This is a genomic window from Psychrobacter sp. H27, assembly GCF_059072655.1.
On the sequence record NZ_JCACRX010000001.1, the window covers coordinates 2,934,609 to 2,951,204 of the forward strand.

Below are 16,596 nucleotides of genomic sequence, written 5' to 3' on the forward strand. Positions count from 1 at the left end.
CGTTTTGAGTAAGCCTGTTAAAGGAAGTAAGCGCCGACTATGTCTAGTACCTCATCATCTGTAGTATCTACCACAACTCATTCCTACGAAGATAATTCTATTACTGAAGGATTAGTGCTTCCATTGGCTAATCACTGCTTCCATTGCGGCGATCCCGTACCGCAGCCACCGTTTCATGCCGAGATATTAGGTAAGTCGCGTGAGATGTGTTGTATGGGCTGTCAGCTAGCAGCGCAGAGTATCGTAGAGGCAGGTCTTGAACAATACTATCTTGACCGTTCAGAGATTAACCGTACAGCAAGTCTGCCGACCCAGTTGACGCGCCTTGAAGTCTACGATCATGACGAGATAAAGTCGCAGTTTGTGTACGCGCAAGATGGGCTGTCAGTTGCCGAGTTGTCTGTTAATAACTTGCGCTGTGCTGCTTGTACGTGGCTCATTGAGTCGCGTCTCGATGAGCTACAAGGCATCAGTAAGTGTCAGGTAAATCTGACTAATCAGCGTATGCGAGTCGTTTGGAACGAGGACATGTTACCAATCAGTCGCATTCTGGCGGTCATTAATGAAATCGGCTACGAAGCCAAGCCTTACCGGCAAGATACTCATGAAGCAATGCTAGCACGTCATAATAACCAAATGCTCTTGCGTCTCGGTATTGCAGCATTGGGTTCGATGCAGGCAATGATGTACGCTGTTGCGCTTTACTTTGGTGAGTATAGTGACATGCTGATATTCCAGCGCGACTTTTTGCGCTGGGTATCATTATTTGTGAGTACGCCTGTTTTCTTTTATGCTGGCATTCCGTTCTTTACCTCAGCTTGGTCGGCGATTCGGGCACGCCAAGTAAATATGGATGTACCCGTCAGTCTGGCGTTGATTATTACTTTCTTTGCCAGTCTCTACGCCACTATAACTGGGCAAGGGGAGACATACTATGACTCGGTCAGCATGTTTATTTTCTTTTTGTTAGCAGGGCGTTATATCGAGCACAATGCACGTCTAAAAGCTGCCACTATGGCTAATGATTTGGTCGTGGTCGAGCCTGTATTGGTCCGAAAAGTGGCTGAAGACAAAGCAGCGGCAGCGCGTATCTTGCAGCAGCTTAGGGGCAATAGCGCTCAGCAAGATGACAGTATCGAAAATGAGTCTCATGAGGTGGCAGTCTCTGCAACTGACGTGATGCCTAACTTTATGCAGAAGATAGATGCGGATGTCCATCAGCTCACATCAGATATTGCGCAAGAGTGGCAGCACTCTCGTAATCAAAAAAATGCAATCTCACCGTTAGAAGGTGATGTATCGTTAAAGCAAATGGTGACGGCTCACAGCTTGCAAGTGGGTGATGTTATTTTGGTAGAAGCGGGTTCTGAGATTATCAGTGACGGTATCTTGCTGAGCTCGACGGCAACCGTGTCACAGAGCTTACTGACGGGCGAGGGTGACTTAATCATCAAGACCCAAGGCGATTATATCGTCGGCGGCGCCCAAAACGATAGCCAACCGTTTGAGATGCTAGTTACATCGCTACCACAAGACAGTCAGATAGGTCTCATCGATAGGCTAATGAACAGGGCGATGAGTGAAAAGCCCAAACTGGCACAGCAAGCGGATAAGCTGGCACGTTGGTTTGTCGCCCGTATTTTAGTGTTATCAGTCTTAGTATTTGTTGGCTGGTATATCGTCGATCCAAGTCAGGCTATTTGGGCAACGGTCGCTGTATTGGTCGCTACTTGTCCCTGTGCGCTATCATTGGCGACGCCAATAGCGTTGACTGTTTCCACCAATCGCTTAGCCAGCTATGGTTTTTTGACGACTCGTGGGCATACGCTACAGACGCTGGCTGAAATCACTCATATTGCTTTTGATAAAACAGGAACGCTGACCTACGGTAAGCCAAACCTATTACATATTGAGCTGGCGAAGCCCGTAGATCAAACAGAAACGGATGATAGGTCGTCAATAGCACAAAAAGAGACACTATTAGCAATTGCGGCTGCCTTAGAAGTCGGTAGTCGTCACCCGATTGCGCACGCTCTGCTGACTGCTGCCTATCAATTACATCTGCCACCGACAATGGCGGTACAGCATCATCCGGCAGGCGGTGTAGAGGCGGTGATTGATGGCGCAAGATATCGCATCGGTCATGAAGGTTTCGCTTTAGACAGTGATATAAATAGTATTGAAAAAAACAATGATTTGACCATCGATTTACTAACTCATCGCGCAAGCTCAGCTGTTGTTTTGTCTTGCCAAAACGCAAATATGAATGACTGGCAGGCGCTGGCATGCTTTTATTTTAATGATAAAGTGCGAGATAGTGCTCAGACGATGCTTAATACTATAAAAGGGCTAGGTATTGAGTCTGTGATGCTAACAGGAGACCCAAGCCCGCAAGCGCTGACGATGGCTGATAGCTTAGGAATGCAGGCTGCCTATAATGGTCTATCACCGACGGATAAGGTCAATCATATTCAGCAGCTGCAAGCCAAAGGTGCAGTCGTATTGATGGTTGGCGATGGCATCAATGATGCGCCAGTATTGGCAGCAGCAGACGTGTCCACCTCAATTGCTGGTGCGGCAGATCTGGCACAAGTATCTAGTGATAGTATTATCTTAAACGGTCAAATAGAGGCCATCACTGCTGCTAAACGTATTTCTGATAAAACAGAGCGCATCATTAAGCAAAATTTTCGCTGGGCGCTCGCTTACAACAGTATTGTCCTGATACCAGCGGCTTTAGGTTATGTACCACCATGGCTTGCTGCTATTGGTATGTCGCTTAGCTCATTGTTTGTTGTGTTAAATGCGCTGCGTCTGAAACGTGCCTAGTCACTTCAGAACGCACTGACGTTAAGCCAGCCTGCAACATTCAGCTATATAAAAACCACCTTCAACTATAAATAGTTAAGGCGGTTTTTATATAGAGTTGCTATCAGACAGTGTAGCGAGTTAGTCTTGTAAGTAGCTCAATAGACGCATGAATTCGATATACATCCAGACTAGAGTCGCCAGAATGCCAATGCTGAATAACCATTCGTAGTCTTCTGAGATACCCATTGCAACACCGCGATCGATATTATCAAAATCTAATAATAGCGTAAAAGAAGCGATAACAATCACAAACAAACTAAAGCCAATAGCGATAGCGCCGCCTTCAAACAAGAACGGTAGCGTTGAACCAAATGCTAGAGAAAGCACCCATTGCGCGACGTATACAAGCATAATGGCAATGACAGCTGAGGTCACAATAGAGCGGAACTTTTCAGTGACCTTAACCAAACCTGAGCGATAGAGACCTAGCATGACTGCTGCTGTGACGAACGTTGCACACATTGCAGTTACTGGTACGGTTGGGTACATTCTCATAAAGAACAGAGAGATACCGCCCAAAAAGATACCTTCTAGCAATGCATAAGGCACTGCCAACGTCTTGGCTTTTTGTGGCTTAAAAGTGATAAAAAGGGCAAGAACAAACGCAGCAATCATGCTACCGAAGGCTGCCATGGTAATAAAACCTTGCGATAAACCTGCCATAAGCGCATAAAAGAAAAAGCCCACACCAGTAATAGCTGATAATCCAAGTAATAGGCTGGTCTTTTGAATAACACCCTTGACCGTCATTGGATTACCGCCGATCGCAAGTTCTGCGCGACTGACAATAGGATTAGCCATACATAAATCCTTAATAATAAAATATGAAAATAGAGATGTTAGCTACTTTAGCAAAACCGCCATTATTGTCAACTGTGTTTGCGTGACAGCCATGGTGACTGTCTTCCTAGCTGTCTAATAGTGTCAGTAGCTCACGTATCAAACTGCTGCACGCTTGTGCGTATATTGGGCAGGCAAGTAAGGCTAAGTAAGTCATTTGATAGCTTTTATATGGGGTCAGTTACGACAGTTAACAACGATAATTGAGAAACATGCTAGTCTAAGCGCGCATTTATCGCTATCATTGCCCTGTACTTCACCGTTATACCGAGTCGTTTTATGGAAAACTCAGCGCAGTCAGCAAGATTGCCACACTTACATGAATCAGAGCTATTCCACGCTATCAAGAACCCTGCTTTTAGGCGCATTGGGCTGATGGGCCGCGCTGGTAAACGCAGCGTCACTCAAAGTCTGGTGCAGATCGCCCAAACCATCAATGATATGAATTTGACATTGATCATGGATGTGCAAACTGCCAATTTGCCCACACTGGATCTTATAGACATAGAAAAAGTCAAAATCGTAAAGCGCGGCTTAATTGGTGAGATTTGCGACTTGGTTATTGTGGTCGGTGGTGACGGCTCGATACTACATGCTGCTGAAGCATTAGCACGTTACCGTGTGCCTGTACTGGGAGTTAACCGTGGCCGTTTAGGGTTTTTGGCAGATGTAAAGCCTGATGAAGCGGCGTTTAAACTGCGTCAGGTGTTGATGGGAGACTATCAGCTGGATCATCGGTTTTTGCTTACGATGGAAATACGAGAAGGGCGCAAAATAGTCCATGAGGATATGGCGCTCAATGATATCGTGTTGCATGCTGGCAAGTCGGTACATATGATTGATTTTCAGATGAAAATTGACGGACACGATGTATATAGACAGCATAGTGACGGGCTAATAGCAGCAACACCGACAGGCTCAACTGCCTATGCGCTATCTGGTGGTGGTCCTATCATACATCCGAGTATGGATGCCATTTGTCTCGTGCCTATGCATCCTCATACCTTATCTAGTCGTCCGATTGTGGTCAGCGGTAATAGTGAAGTCTGTATTCGTATCCATGAAGACAACCGTACGCAGCCAATGGTTAGTGCAGATGGCAAGCCCAGTGTACCGCTCGAACAAGAGCAACGCTTACATATTCGTAAGCACCCTGACAAACTGACTTTGTTGCACCCACCTGGGTTTGATTTTTATGAAGCGTGCCGGACAAAGTTACACTGGAATGTCCACGCTGAAGAATTCAGTCTTGATGTCGATGATGATATCATGGACGATGAATAAGTCAGTTTTTTACAGAGAAATATGATCCAAAAATCGCAGTGGAGTAGGCAAAATGGATAAACAAACAATACTAGCAAGTCTAACGCCTGAGGTAGTCGATAAATTCCGTATGGCGATTGAGCTGGGCAAATGGCCTGATGGTCGCAAAATTACTGCTGAGCAGCGCGACACCTGTATGCAAGCGGTAATGGTATGGGAGCATGAGCACCTACCGCCTGCTGAACGTACTGGCTATATCCACAAACCAGTAAAAGACGACGGTTCAGTGGTCGGTGCTGAATGTGATGTCGAGCATGAACATCATTATCCTAATATGCCGAACCCTAAAGGTGCCGTGCAGCCTGTCAAATTTCGTGATAAATAATTTTCGTGATAAATAGACCTACAAATAGGTAGGTCTGTAATAGCCGTAAATACAGACATAACAAATATAGGCATTATAAATACAGCTATTACAAAAAAGCCACGCTCATTAGCGTGGCTTTTTTACTTTATAGTGTTCTAATCACAACACATGCTTAAATTGCAGTCGTGTCGACACTAGGACGAACCGTTAGTGGGTTTTTCTGCATCAAAAATCCCTGCCAGCCCCAATGCAAAAAATTACGAATGTTGGCGTGATCAGTACCATTAGGCGTTGCTTGCACTTTGGCATAGTGTTCGCCAAATAGTTTTAGCGTGTCCAGCTGGTTCAAACCGTGGTGCTTAGCAAAACCAAAAATTTTTGCACTACCTTCGTTTTCACCAGCTGCATTATGTACCATCCCATTCACAAATGGGGCAGGCGCATAGCGATAAAAATCATCAATAAAGCTGATGACATCATTGAATCCAATGGCTTTTTTGTTCAAACCATTAAGTAGTGCCGATATATCTGATTGGCGGATACTCATAAATAAATGACCTCAGAGCAGATTAAAAAAACAATATAATACTTATTGATACTCGATAGCAGCTGAGCACTAAGTATTATAAATTAGCGATTGAAATAGTCTTCGTCATCGAATGAAGGCGAAAAGTTGCCTTGCTCAAGATGCTGCATTTGCGACTGTACAGAACGCTCATGCTGAATACGTTGATAAATCTCTTCGCGATGTACGGCAATATCTTTTGGTGCGTTTACACCGATACGTACTTGATTGCCTTTGACGCCCAAAACCGTCACACTGACTTCATCGCCAATCATTAGCGTTTCGCCCACGCGGCGTGTCAAAATTAACATGCGTCACACTCCTTATGTCGCATCAACAAATTATTACTCATCAGATTACTTCTCAATTGCAGAACATTACCGTAGCACTAAGCAAGCAATGTATCAATAATTACAATGCTCGACATCGTGCTAATAACGGTAACGATAGGTAGATTCATTTAGCCCAAATGAAAGCCCCATTATAGGTGGCATAACAGATACTGTCACGGTTTTTTCACAAAACTATTAGGTAAGTGCTCATTTCAGCTAGGGCAAAAAATAAAAATAGGACCTAAAGAGATCCTATTTTATTTGAGTATTATATCAATATATCAGTAGCACTGGACAAATTACCGGCAATGCTCAGGCGGTATTTTAACAGTTTTTGGAGATTATAGCCCAGCGATTTTGCTTTCGCCGTCTTCACGGTCAAGACCAAATGCAGTATGCAGCGACTTGACAGCTTTTTCTAAGTGCTGGTCTTGAATCAGTACAGACACTTTGATTTCGCTGGTCGATATCATTTGGATATTGATGTTGTTTTCAGCCAATGTCTGGAACATTAGGCTAGCAACCCCTGCGTGTGAACGCATACCAACACCGACTAGTGAGACTTTGACAACTTCACTATTGCCTGAGATTTCTTTGGCACCAATCTCGTCTTTGACTTCTTCATTGAGCACTTTTAGGGTCTTGTCCAAGTCAGTGCGGTTTACGGTAAAGGTAAAGTCAGTAGTGCCATTGTCTGATAGGTTTTGGACAATCATATCGATTTCGATATTGGCGCGACCAATGGGACTCAAGATAGCAGAGGCGATACCAGGATGATCGGGCACACCGCGTACTAAGATTTTTGCTTCGTCTCGATTAAACGCGATACCTGAGATGATTGCCTGTTCCATATTGTCTCCTTCGTCTATCGTAATTAGGGTGCCCACATTGTCTTGAAATTCTTGGTCAAAGCTGCCGTCAGTATTTTCATCAAAGCTAGATAGTACGCGTAGAGGTACACCGTACTTGCCAGCAAACTCTACTGAACGAATCTGTAGAATCTTTGAACCAAGGCTCGCCATCTCTAACATTTCTTCAAAGGTGATTTTTTCGAGTTTTTTGGCTTTTGAGGTCACACGAGGATCAGTGGTATAGACGCCATCGACATCAGTATAGATCTGACACTCATCAGCACCCAAAGCTGCTGCAATCGCCACACCTGTCGTATCAGAGCCGCCGCGTCCGAGTGTGGTCGCGTTGCCTTCTTCATCAATACCTTGAAAGCCTGCCACAATAACGATATTGCCAGCATCTAGTTGCTCGCGTATGTTTTTATCATCGATGCTTTCGATACGTGCTTTATTATGGGCGTTGTCAGTTTTGATAGCGACTTGACGACCAGTAAATGAGCGAGCACCAATACCAAGCTCTTTAATCGCCATAGCGAGTAGAGAGATAGAGACTTGCTCACCCGTTGAGACCATTTGATCGTATTCACGTGCGTCAGGATTGTTGCTAATTTGGCGTGCTAAATCAATTAAGCGGTTGGTTTCGCCGCTCATAGCTGAAACCACAACGACCACTTGGTGACCATTGTCATGCCAGCGTTTGACTCGTTTGGCGACGTTTTTGATGCGGTCGATACTGCCCATCGAGGTGCCGCCGTATTTTTGTACTATTAACGCCATAAAAATCTACCTATTATTCAATAATGACTTTTTATGATCAGTGATGAGTGTCAATGTGAGACTTATCAATGCTTGTATACATAAAGCCAGATTATAAAAGTGATGCCCTAGGTTTTTGTTCATCTGGTTGTGTCTACCATCTTCAATGAACGAAAAACATGCCCAAACGTTGACCTTTATACCATATCTACAGCACAACTTTAAGTCTCAGTACTGCCTAGATATATGGCGATTGGTTATAGTGGTTATAACCAATCGCGTATTTGGTGCGTAGTCGAGTAAAGCTATGCGATAAATATAAGGTATATTATGACGCGCTATACCAATATACTCGCTGGTCTAATATTCACTAGCTTAGCTTAGCTTAGCTTAGCTTAGCTTAGCTTAGCTGGGTTTCAATCCAAGCAGGTAGAGCGCTAACGACCGCGTTGGTGTTGCCAGACTTCGGCGCGCCGCCTTGGGCGTAGTCAGGCTTACCACCGCCCTTACCACCAAGCTCACTCGCCAAATGACGAATGATATCACCAGCTTTTATCTTAGCAGTGACAGACTTCGCTACGCTCGCTGCGAGCGCCAACTGCTCGTCTTTATCACCGACGAGTACAATCACGCTATCAGGCAGTTTTGATTTGATATCGTCCATCAGCGTACGGATAGATTTACCATCGATGCCGCTTAGGGTGCTGATAAGAACTGGTGTACCTGCGATAGTCTGCACATCATCAAGTAAGTTAGCTGCTTGAGCACTGGCCATCTTTTGCTGCAGACGCTCTAGTTGTTTTTCAAGATCGCGCTGCTTATCTGCCATGGTGCGGACACGCTGCGCCACTTCAGGACGTTTTACTTTGAGCTGACTTGCCAATTCACCCAGTTGCTGCTCGCTTTGCTGCATGTTTTTGACAGCGTTCATGCCAGTAACTGCTTCGATACGGCGAATACCAGCTGCGATACCTGATTCACTGGTGATCTTTAGCACGCCGATATCGCCAGTACGCTGCACATGTAAGCCGCCGCATAGCTCAATAGAGAAAGGCTTTCGCTGACCGTCTACGATACTGTCTGTACCCATGGTTAGGACTCGAACGTCACTACCGTATTTTTCGCCAAACAGTGCCATAGCGCCTTGGTTCATGGCCTCATCAATCGACATGTGCTCGATGCGGGCAGGGGTGTTGGCTTGGATTTGTTCATTGACGAGGCGTTCGATTCGCGTGATTTCAGCGGCACTGACAGGCTTATCATAAGCAAAGTCAAAACGTAGTACTTCGCTTGAGACCAATGAGCCTTTTTGCGTAACCGCATCACCTAATACTTCTCTTAGCGCTGCATGTAATAGGTGAGTAGCAGAATGGTTTTTTGCACTAGCGGCACGGATGCTTGAGAGTACATGAGCGTCAGCCGTCTGCTTAGGGCTAATCTCACCCATAGTCACGACACCATAATGAATAATCGCCTGCCCAGACTTTTTGGTGTCTTGCACTTCAAAAACGCCTGATTCGGTACGAATTTCACCAAGCTCACCAACTTGACCGCCGCCTTCTGCATAGAATGGGGTGCGATCAAGTACGACAACGCCTTCCATGCCTTCTGTTAAGCTGTCTGCTGGGTTACCATCCTGGTAAAGGGCATCAACAGTGACACCTTCTTCTTCAAGCTGCTCATAGCCGATAAATGTCGTTGGCGTTTCTACTTGGATGACGCTGCTGTAATCAACGTCGAATTTGCCAGCATCACGGGCACGCTCACGCTGCGCTTGCATATGCTCATCGAATTCTGCTTCATCAATGACAATACCGCGCTCACGAGTGATATCGGCAGTCAAATCAAGCGGGAAGCCGTAAGTATCGTAAAGCTTAAAGGCAGCTTCGCCAGATAGGGTATCGCCATCTTGTAAGCCTTCAAGTTCGCTGGCAAGCAAACGCAAACCTTGGGCTAATGTTTTGGCAAACTGTGCTTCTTCTTTTTGAATGGCACTTTCAATGGCAGTTTGTTTTTCTTTTAAATCTGGATAGGCGTTGCCCATTTCTGCGACGAGCGGCGCAACCATCTTGTAGAAAAACTCACTATCTGCACCAAGTTTGTTGCCATGACGTACGGCACGGCGAATGACGCGGCGTAGGACATAGCCACGACCTTCATTGCTTGGCGTAACGCCATCAGCAATCAAAAACGCTACGGCACGAATATGGTCTGCAATGACTTTTAATGATGACTGTTGCTCATTATCAATCTCTAGGATTTCAGCCGCCGCATCCATCAAATGGACAAATAGGTCGATCTCATAGTTGCCATGGACGCCTTGCATGATGGCACTAATACGCTCAAGTCCCATGCCGGTATCGACACTCGGGGCAGGTAGCGGTAATAGAGTGCCGTCTTTTTGACGATTAAACTGCATGAAGACACAGTTCCAAATCTCAATAAAGCGGTCGCCATCTTCTTCAGGAGTACCTGGCAAGCCGCCTTCGATATCGGCGCCGTGGTCATAAAAGACTTCGGTACAAGGACCACAAGGACCAGTATCACCCATGGTCCAAAAATTATCAGAAGCGTAAGGCGCACCTTTGTTATCGCCAATACGAATGATGCGATCGCTTGGAATACCGATGTTTTTATTCCAAATCTCAAACGCTTCATCATCAGTTTCATAAATAGTGACATACAGACGATCTTTATCAATCGCGAGCCACTCTTTTGACGTCAAAAACTCCCAGATATACTCGATACCTGCTTGTTTGAAGTAATCGCCAAACGAGAAGTTGCCTAGCATTTCAAAGAATGTATGATGGCGGGCAGTGTAGCCGACATTATCTAGATCGTTATGCTTGCCGCCAGCACGGACGCACTTTTGAGAAGTTACAGCACGGGTGTAGTCACGTGGTTCCATACCCAAAAAGGTTTCTTTGAACTGATTCATACCGGCATTGGTAAATAGTAATGTCGGATCATTATGAGGAATCAAGCTAGACGATGAAACTTGGGTGTGCTGCTTGCTTATGAAAAAATCGATAAAGGCTTGGCGAATATCGGCTGAGCGAAATGGCTGGCTCACAGCGGCTCCTTACTGACGGATAGAATTGAGTAAATAACATAAAATAATTTTGCAAGCGATTTTAGCACAAACGCCTAAGCTCTTGGTACAAGAGTTATAACTGCTAGGTTATTATGCGCATGCTTACCGCTGCTTGATTGGTAGCGCATCAAGATTGGCGGTTTAAACAAGCCAGTCGTGCAACCAGGTCAGTCCAATGGACAAGCTAGTTGGTCAAAATAGCAGCATCAGTTTCATCTAGTTTATCTTTTATCACGGGGTCAGACTCAATCACTTGCACGGGCAGATAGCGTAATTGCAACTTGATGGGTAGATACTCAGGAAAATTGTCTACCATATCTTGGGTAATGACTGCCTCGATTTTACGGACATCGGTTGAGGTTGGTGTCGTCTCACCGCGTACGACTGCACGTACGACTTGATTCTCATCTGATGTGTCAAATTGAGTATTGGTCAGCACGTTGCCTTGATCGATAAAGTAGCTGTTGATGGCTTCTTTTACACTACTTTCAAACACCTGCTGCTTGGCATTGGTCTGTAGGTTGATGGTCAAATAGGTACCCAAACCACCCAGTAATAACAAAGTCACCGCGTTACGCTGCAAAAAAGTCAGATAGTTGTTTGATTTATAGTCGTTGTCGACCAAGCGGCGAAAACCCAAAACCCATAACACAAGTGCATTAGTAAACTGAATAGCAATGATGTTGGTTACTGCCAATAAAAGCGCACCAAATCCAAGCTGTAGCTCACCGTTAGCAAATAAAATACCACTAGCAGCAAGCGGTGGCACCAACGCAGTGGCTACTGCAACGCCGACTACCGCGACTGATAAATGCGGAGACACCATCGCATAGGCACCAGCCGTACCACCTGCCAATGCAATCATAAGATCCATAGAGGTGGGCTGGGTACGCGATAGTATTTCAGCGGTCAAGGGTTGATCTTTGTGTAGCCAGCCGACGATAAAGCCGACGACTAATACCAATGACACACCTAAAAACACGGTGACTAGTGACTTACGTAGTAGGGGCATACGGTAGTCGATGATCGCTAACGCGACGCCAGTGATGGGACCTAGCATCATCGCCACCAGCATCGCGCCAATCACGACCGCTGCTGAGTTGGTTACTAGACCATAGCTTGCGATGATGGCAGAGAGGATATTCATAATGAAGTACATTCTGCTGGGCAGTGCATTGGCTTCAATCCTAACCCGCACCTCTGGATAATCTACTTTTTTGTTATTGAACTGCTCAGCGACAAACTGCTTATAAGACTCGAGCTTGGCTTCTTTTTCTTCCTGAACCTCTTCTTCATCGCTTTCGTGTTCTTTATGTTCATCTACATTGGGGCTGTTGTCTTTTTCCTCGTTCTGATCGTTACTTTGATCATTGTATTGATCATCGCTTTGCAAACTATCGTGCTCATGTACACTTTTATCTTTCAATGTATTATTCGTTTTCGCTTGACTGTCTGCTTGCTCATCAGAGCTGTCTACGGGTGCGTGTTGAGCATCGACAGTTAGGTCGTCGTCTGTTGATTCCGTTATGTCAGCATTTTTTTTGTCTTGAGCGCTCATCTCTGATGTATCAGTCGCATCTGACTGAAAGAAATCTGATTTGGATTCAGATGAGTCTTCAGGGTTCTGCTGTTTAGGATTGGACTGCTCAGAATTGGGCTTATTAGGGTTAGGCTGCTCAGAGTTGGACTGGGACATAGGTTCAGTTGTCTCCAGCGTGGCTACCACTACATCTTCACTGATTGACTCTATCTTAACATTGGCTTCAGGGTTTTCAGCACAGGCTAGATCTTCATTTTCTAGTGCTTCTTGAGTCATGTTGGTCATTTCAGTGTCACTTATCGCCGTATCCGCTACTGAATCAGTCAAAGCATCTTGATCGTTTTTAGGATCAGCATTGGCTGAAGTTTTATTCTGCTGAGCTGAGTCAGTAGATACGTTTTTTTTAGATGAGGTCATAACAGATAACTTTCTCAACGAATGAAGAAAGTCACTATTGTAATGATAAACGGACAAAGGTATAGGGGTTTTTTGCGATTAGGCAAAGGAGAGTATAGATAGGTAAGCGTGTGATAAAAGAGCAGTTTATTAGCATTCATCTAAAACCTTAAAGCTAACATGGTTTTGAATAAAAGTCATCTGATATAGGTGATATAAGCGTTCAGATTAAATACTTACTAAAATTGTGGAATTAAAGTATAAATAGATTATACCCACAAAAAAAGTAAGGATTAAATCATGAATTGGTCATTATTTGCTGTCATTTACATCATAGCAGGCACGGTCACCACAGGCGTTGTCATCATTGGTACGCTCATTATGGGGTTCGATGAGATTGCTCATATGCAAATAGCGGTCGCGGTGGGGGCTTTGGCTTCTATTCCTGTAACGATGTTCTTTGCCAAAAAAATTGGCAACATTACGGGTGATGAGGAGGGCTACGAGGCGTAGTTAATAAGACCTACGTTTTGTAAGTGAGAAGCTGTGCTAAAACGCTTTGATTCTAAGGCAGCTTTACAACAAAGTGATTCTATAAAAGGTCGCTATATATAAGGCGACTATATGGAAAGTGATGTTATAAATAAGCAGAAAAAAACAAGTAGGTATCAAAAAGACCTCACGATGGAGGTCTTTTTTGTCATGATTTTTATGATGGATTGGGATAGTCAGTCAGACTTACTGAAGTTCGACAACCGCGCCATTTTCAACATTGGCATAAACCTCTAACACATCCCAGTTGGTCAAACGAACACAACCTGCTGATCCTTGGCGACTGATACCTTCAGGTACTGGTGAACCATGTAACCCATAAGAGGGCTTAGATAAGCCCATCCATACCACACCCACTGGATTGTTCGGTCCTGGTGCTATCATATGGACTTTCTTTTGAGCGCCTTCACCGACAGTTGATTTATACCAAGGCATTTTTACTTTATTGATGATCTTAAATGACCCTTTTGGTGACGGTGTGGCGTCACTACCGACGGTCGTTGGGTAGGTAGCAACCAGTTTATCACCGTTATATGCATAAAGTGTCTTATCTGCTTTGTTGGCAACGATACGGTTGATACGTTGGTTGAGCTTGCCACGATTGTTCAGTACGGTGATCGTCTCACCAACTTTGTACTCTTTATTCTTATTCAATTTATCAAGGTAGCGTACGTCCATATGGAAACGTTCACCTAGCATCTCTTTGATGTCTTGATAATACAAACCTTTCATTTTTGACTTGGCTTCTGAACCAGAAGGCGTGGTTGCAAAATTGGTATTAAGATCGTCTTCAGTCAGGGTATAAGTGACCAATACAGGTTTGGTTGCAGGAATATTTTTTACTAAGGCATCCCACGTTTTTTGGTCCATTTTACCTGTCTTTGGCAGGCCTCTCATCGCTTGAAAGTTGACCAAGGCTTTTTTGCTGTTCATGCCCCAACCGCCATCGATAGGACCAGGAGACGCATGGTTCCAATCAAGTAGTGCTTGTATTTTGATGGTCATTGCTGAGTTGACGTTCATGTTTGGTGACCAGACAGCACTATTCACTTGCTTAGCATAGTTTGATAAGTTTAGTGTGGTGTGTCGTTTACCATCTTTGTCTTCAATGCTTTTGATGGTTGGATCATCACTGAAGTCTTGACGTTTCTCACTCTCTGGCAGCTCAAAAGCAAGTGGATCAGATGAATTGATAGATGACAAATCGCTAGGAGCAGCAACAGCTTGGCCTTCAGTTATATCATCATCACGGTCAGCTTGCTCATCTTTACGTGTCAATTCTGCCGCGCTCATGTTGTCGGCAGCCTTTGACTCACTCTTTGAATCAATAAGCTGAGTCATACGATCAGCTGGCAAGCGACTGTCTAACGAGCTGCTACGATTTTCTTGTACATCCAAGCTCACCTTTTGGGCAAGGCTCGGCATCGTATCTGATGTGCGTACTGGCAATGTGCGAGTAGCATCAGCAGGCGCAGCTAGCGCGGCAACGCTAGCACTTATGGTGGCAATAGATATAGCAGTAATAATAGGCTTTATTTTCATCATGTTGAATCACTTGTGGTTGCTACTAATGCGGCTATTATGCGCATAATTTGTCGCCATCGCAAACTTTTGACACATGTTTTTGTATTTAACGGTTGCCAAACGTCAGCTGCTGACGTATTCGCTACAGTTGGGTAATAATTTAACGAATATATGTATGGCATGGTGCGCGATTCTTACGCAAATGATCTGATACTGCCCCTGTTTTTTGTTGCAGTAATAGTGACACTGATTGGCGCTATTAGGTGTTTACGTCTATAATGTAGGATTAAATTTTTGGTTAATAAACCGACTTTTAGCAAAAAGCAGTTTTTAGCAAAAAGCAATTTAATCCGCTATGTAGTTAATCCATAAGGTGCGATATGTCAGAAGACCAAACAATGAGTGCAGAAGAGTTTCAAAACCAATACTTTAACGATGAGTCTGAGGGCTTAGACGGCGAGATGGAGTATGATTTAGAGACTGGACTTCTTGGTGAGCACGATGAATTTGCTAACCTACAAGCAGAGCTGAATGAAGCGCGTGAGCAACTGGTAAGTATCCGCGACTTTATTCGTTTTTCGGTCACGCAGTTGCGTAACTATGATGTGGTTGTCGCGCAAGGCACTACAGATGAGTTTGCAGAAGCCTCAGCCATCGTATTGCATTCGCTATCGTTAGACTGGTCAGCCAATGAGCAAATTTTAGACTGCCGTTTGACCACGTCAGAGAAGCAGGCAGTACTTGGATTATTAGAAGAGCGTATCGCTGAACGTAAGCCATTGAGTTATCTGATTAACTTATCTTATTTCTGTGATTTGCCTTTTTATGTGGATGAGCGTGTCCTTATCCCTCGCTCGCCAATCGCAGAGTTGATTCGCCAGCAGTTCCATCCATACTTTGATGTGACTGAACTTGCCAAGCCTCTAGGCGTTAGTCCAAATGAGCAGTCAGCGGTGTTTTATGACCATGGTTTAGACGTGAAGCAGTTGTCACAGCCTGAGCGTATCTTGGATCTGTGCACTGGTTCTGCTTGTATTGCGATTGCGCTTGCGACCCGTTTCGTCGACGCGTTGGTTGATGCGGTCGATATCGACAAGGGCGCGTTAGAAGTGGCCATGGTCAATGTCGATCATCATGACCTTGGACATCAAGTCAATGTGATTGAATCAGATCTGTTTGCTAAGATACCTGCTGAGAACCAGTATGAGCTTATCGTCACCAATCCGCCATACGTCGATGCCGCTATCATGGCAGATTTGCCCCCTGAGTTTTTGTATGAGCCTGAGCATGCGCTAGCCGCGGGTCAAGATGGTTTGGACTTGGTGCATCGTATCTTGTTTGAAGCGCCAGATTATCTGAGCCCAGAAGGATTGCTGATCTGTGAAGTGGGTGATAGCGAATGGGCATTAAAACAAGCTTATCCTGAAATTCAGTTCGATTGGTTGAAGTTTGCACATGGCGGACATGGGGTGTTTGCCATCACTTATGATGAGCTGGTATCACATCGTCAACTGTTTGCCTCTTTTGTTCAGCTATTGGACAGTATTCAATAGCCAAGCATTGGGTTGCATAGATATCTGTAATCGATAATTATAAGCACTAATCATAAAAGATGAATCAAATAGTCATCAGTAACGTTTACTTG

At 44.7% G+C, this 16,596-nt stretch carries 11 protein-coding genes and 1 pseudogene; 5 read left to right on the top strand and 7 right to left on the bottom strand.

The features are described from left to right. The first annotated feature begins 39 nt into the window (after positions 1-39). Positions 40-2,829, top strand: a complete 2,790-nt coding sequence (locus AC5JPY_RS12125) for a heavy metal translocating P-type ATPase (RefSeq protein ID WP_493852597.1) — start codon at positions 40-42, stop codon at positions 2,827-2,829. Positions 2,830-2,949: 120 nt separating this feature from the next. Here AC5JPY_RS12125 and AC5JPY_RS12130 read toward each other — a convergent pair whose 3' ends face one another. After that, complete coding sequence (locus AC5JPY_RS12130) at positions 2,950-3,672, bottom strand: Bax inhibitor-1/YccA family protein (protein WP_058024171.1); 723 nt, start codon at positions 3,670-3,672, stop codon at positions 2,950-2,952. A 318-nt stretch (positions 3,673-3,990) separates the two neighbouring features. Between AC5JPY_RS12130 and AC5JPY_RS12135 the strand changes: the two genes are divergently transcribed. Both AC5JPY_RS12135 and AC5JPY_RS12140 read left to right on the top strand, forming a co-directional pair. Then, positions 3,991-4,995: an NAD(+) kinase gene (locus AC5JPY_RS12135; protein WP_443524483.1), complete on the top strand. Its 1,005-nt coding sequence runs from the start codon at positions 3,991-3,993 to the stop codon at positions 4,993-4,995. Positions 4,996-5,047: 52 nt separating this feature from the next. After that, positions 5,048-5,359: a YeaC family protein gene (locus AC5JPY_RS12140; RefSeq protein ID WP_493843484.1), complete on the top strand. Its 312-nt coding sequence runs from the start codon at positions 5,048-5,050 to the stop codon at positions 5,357-5,359. A gap of 154 nt (positions 5,360-5,513) precedes the next feature. Here AC5JPY_RS12140 and AC5JPY_RS12145 read toward each other — a convergent pair whose 3' ends face one another. The 5 genes and pseudogenes from AC5JPY_RS12145 to AC5JPY_RS12165 form a co-directional block, all read right to left on the bottom strand. Beyond that, positions 5,514-5,888: a HopJ type III effector protein gene (locus AC5JPY_RS12145; protein WP_319050113.1), complete on the bottom strand. Its 375-nt coding sequence runs from the start codon at positions 5,886-5,888 to the stop codon at positions 5,514-5,516. A gap of 161 nt (positions 5,889-6,049) precedes the next feature. Beyond that, a pseudogene (gene csrA, locus AC5JPY_RS12150) lies at positions 6,050-6,217 on the bottom strand (carbon storage regulator CsrA); the annotation flags it as partial. Between the two features lie 362 nt (positions 6,218-6,579). Further along, positions 6,580-7,866: an aspartate kinase gene (locus tag AC5JPY_RS12155; protein ID WP_493852598.1), complete on the bottom strand. Its 1,287-nt coding sequence runs from the start codon at positions 7,864-7,866 to the stop codon at positions 6,580-6,582. Positions 7,867-8,245: 379 nt separating this feature from the next. After that, positions 8,246-10,918: an alanine--tRNA ligase gene (gene alaS / locus AC5JPY_RS12160; protein ID WP_493852599.1), complete on the bottom strand. Its 2,673-nt coding sequence runs from the start codon at positions 10,916-10,918 to the stop codon at positions 8,246-8,248. Positions 10,919-11,123: 205 nt separating this feature from the next. Further along, positions 11,124-12,896: a TIGR00341 family protein gene (locus AC5JPY_RS12165; protein ID WP_493852600.1), complete on the bottom strand. Its 1,773-nt coding sequence runs from the start codon at positions 12,894-12,896 to the stop codon at positions 11,124-11,126. Positions 12,897-13,175: 279 nt separating this feature from the next. Between AC5JPY_RS12165 and AC5JPY_RS12170 the strand changes: the two genes are divergently transcribed. Further along, positions 13,176-13,388 (top strand): hypothetical protein, encoded by a 213-nt coding sequence (locus tag AC5JPY_RS12170; RefSeq protein ID WP_443524476.1) that lies wholly within the window; start codon positions 13,176-13,178, stop codon positions 13,386-13,388. 225 nt (positions 13,389-13,613) lie between these two features. Here the strand turns inward: AC5JPY_RS12170 and AC5JPY_RS12175 are convergent, their stop codons facing one another. Beyond that, positions 13,614-14,972 (bottom strand): L,D-transpeptidase family protein, encoded by a 1,359-nt coding sequence (locus tag AC5JPY_RS12175; protein ID WP_443524474.1) that lies wholly within the window; start codon positions 14,970-14,972, stop codon positions 13,614-13,616. 359 nt (positions 14,973-15,331) lie between these two features. On the opposite strand from AC5JPY_RS12175, the gene prmB reads away from it, so the two are divergent. Next, a complete protein-coding gene (gene prmB / locus AC5JPY_RS12180) occupies positions 15,332-16,504 on the top strand; it encodes a 50S ribosomal protein L3 N(5)-glutamine methyltransferase (protein ID WP_319050120.1) in 1,173 nt (390 codons plus the stop codon). Positions 16,505-16,596 lie beyond the last annotated feature (92 nt).

What these genes read in the sequence shown, in the direction of transcription:
- AC5JPY_RS12125 (WP_493852597.1), top strand. Translation starts at nt 40, where the DNA reads ATGTCTAGTACCTCATCATCTGTAGTATCTACCACAACTCATTCCTAC.
- AC5JPY_RS12130 (WP_058024171.1), bottom strand. Translation starts at nt 3,672, where the DNA reads ATGGCTAATCCTATTGTCAGTCGCGCAGAACTTGCGATCGGCGGTAAT.
- AC5JPY_RS12135 (WP_443524483.1), top strand. Translation starts at nt 3,991, where the DNA reads ATGGAAAACTCAGCGCAGTCAGCAAGATTGCCACACTTACATGAATCA.
- AC5JPY_RS12140 (WP_493843484.1), top strand. Translation starts at nt 5,048, where the DNA reads ATGGATAAACAAACAATACTAGCAAGTCTAACGCCTGAGGTAGTCGAT.
- AC5JPY_RS12145 (WP_319050113.1), bottom strand. Translation starts at nt 5,888, where the DNA reads ATGAGTATCCGCCAATCAGATATATCGGCACTACTTAATGGTTTGAAC.
- AC5JPY_RS12155 (WP_493852598.1), bottom strand. Translation starts at nt 7,866, where the DNA reads ATGGCGTTAATAGTACAAAAATACGGCGGCACCTCGATGGGCAGTATC.
- AC5JPY_RS12165 (WP_493852600.1), bottom strand. Translation starts at nt 12,896, where the DNA reads ATGACCTCATCTAAAAAAAACGTATCTACTGACTCAGCTCAGCAGAAT.
- AC5JPY_RS12170 (WP_443524476.1), top strand. Translation starts at nt 13,176, where the DNA reads ATGAATTGGTCATTATTTGCTGTCATTTACATCATAGCAGGCACGGTC.
- AC5JPY_RS12175 (WP_443524474.1), bottom strand. Translation starts at nt 14,972, where the DNA reads ATGATGAAAATAAAGCCTATTATTACTGCTATATCTATTGCCACCATA.
- prmB (WP_319050120.1), top strand. Translation starts at nt 15,332, where the DNA reads ATGTCAGAAGACCAAACAATGAGTGCAGAAGAGTTTCAAAACCAATAC.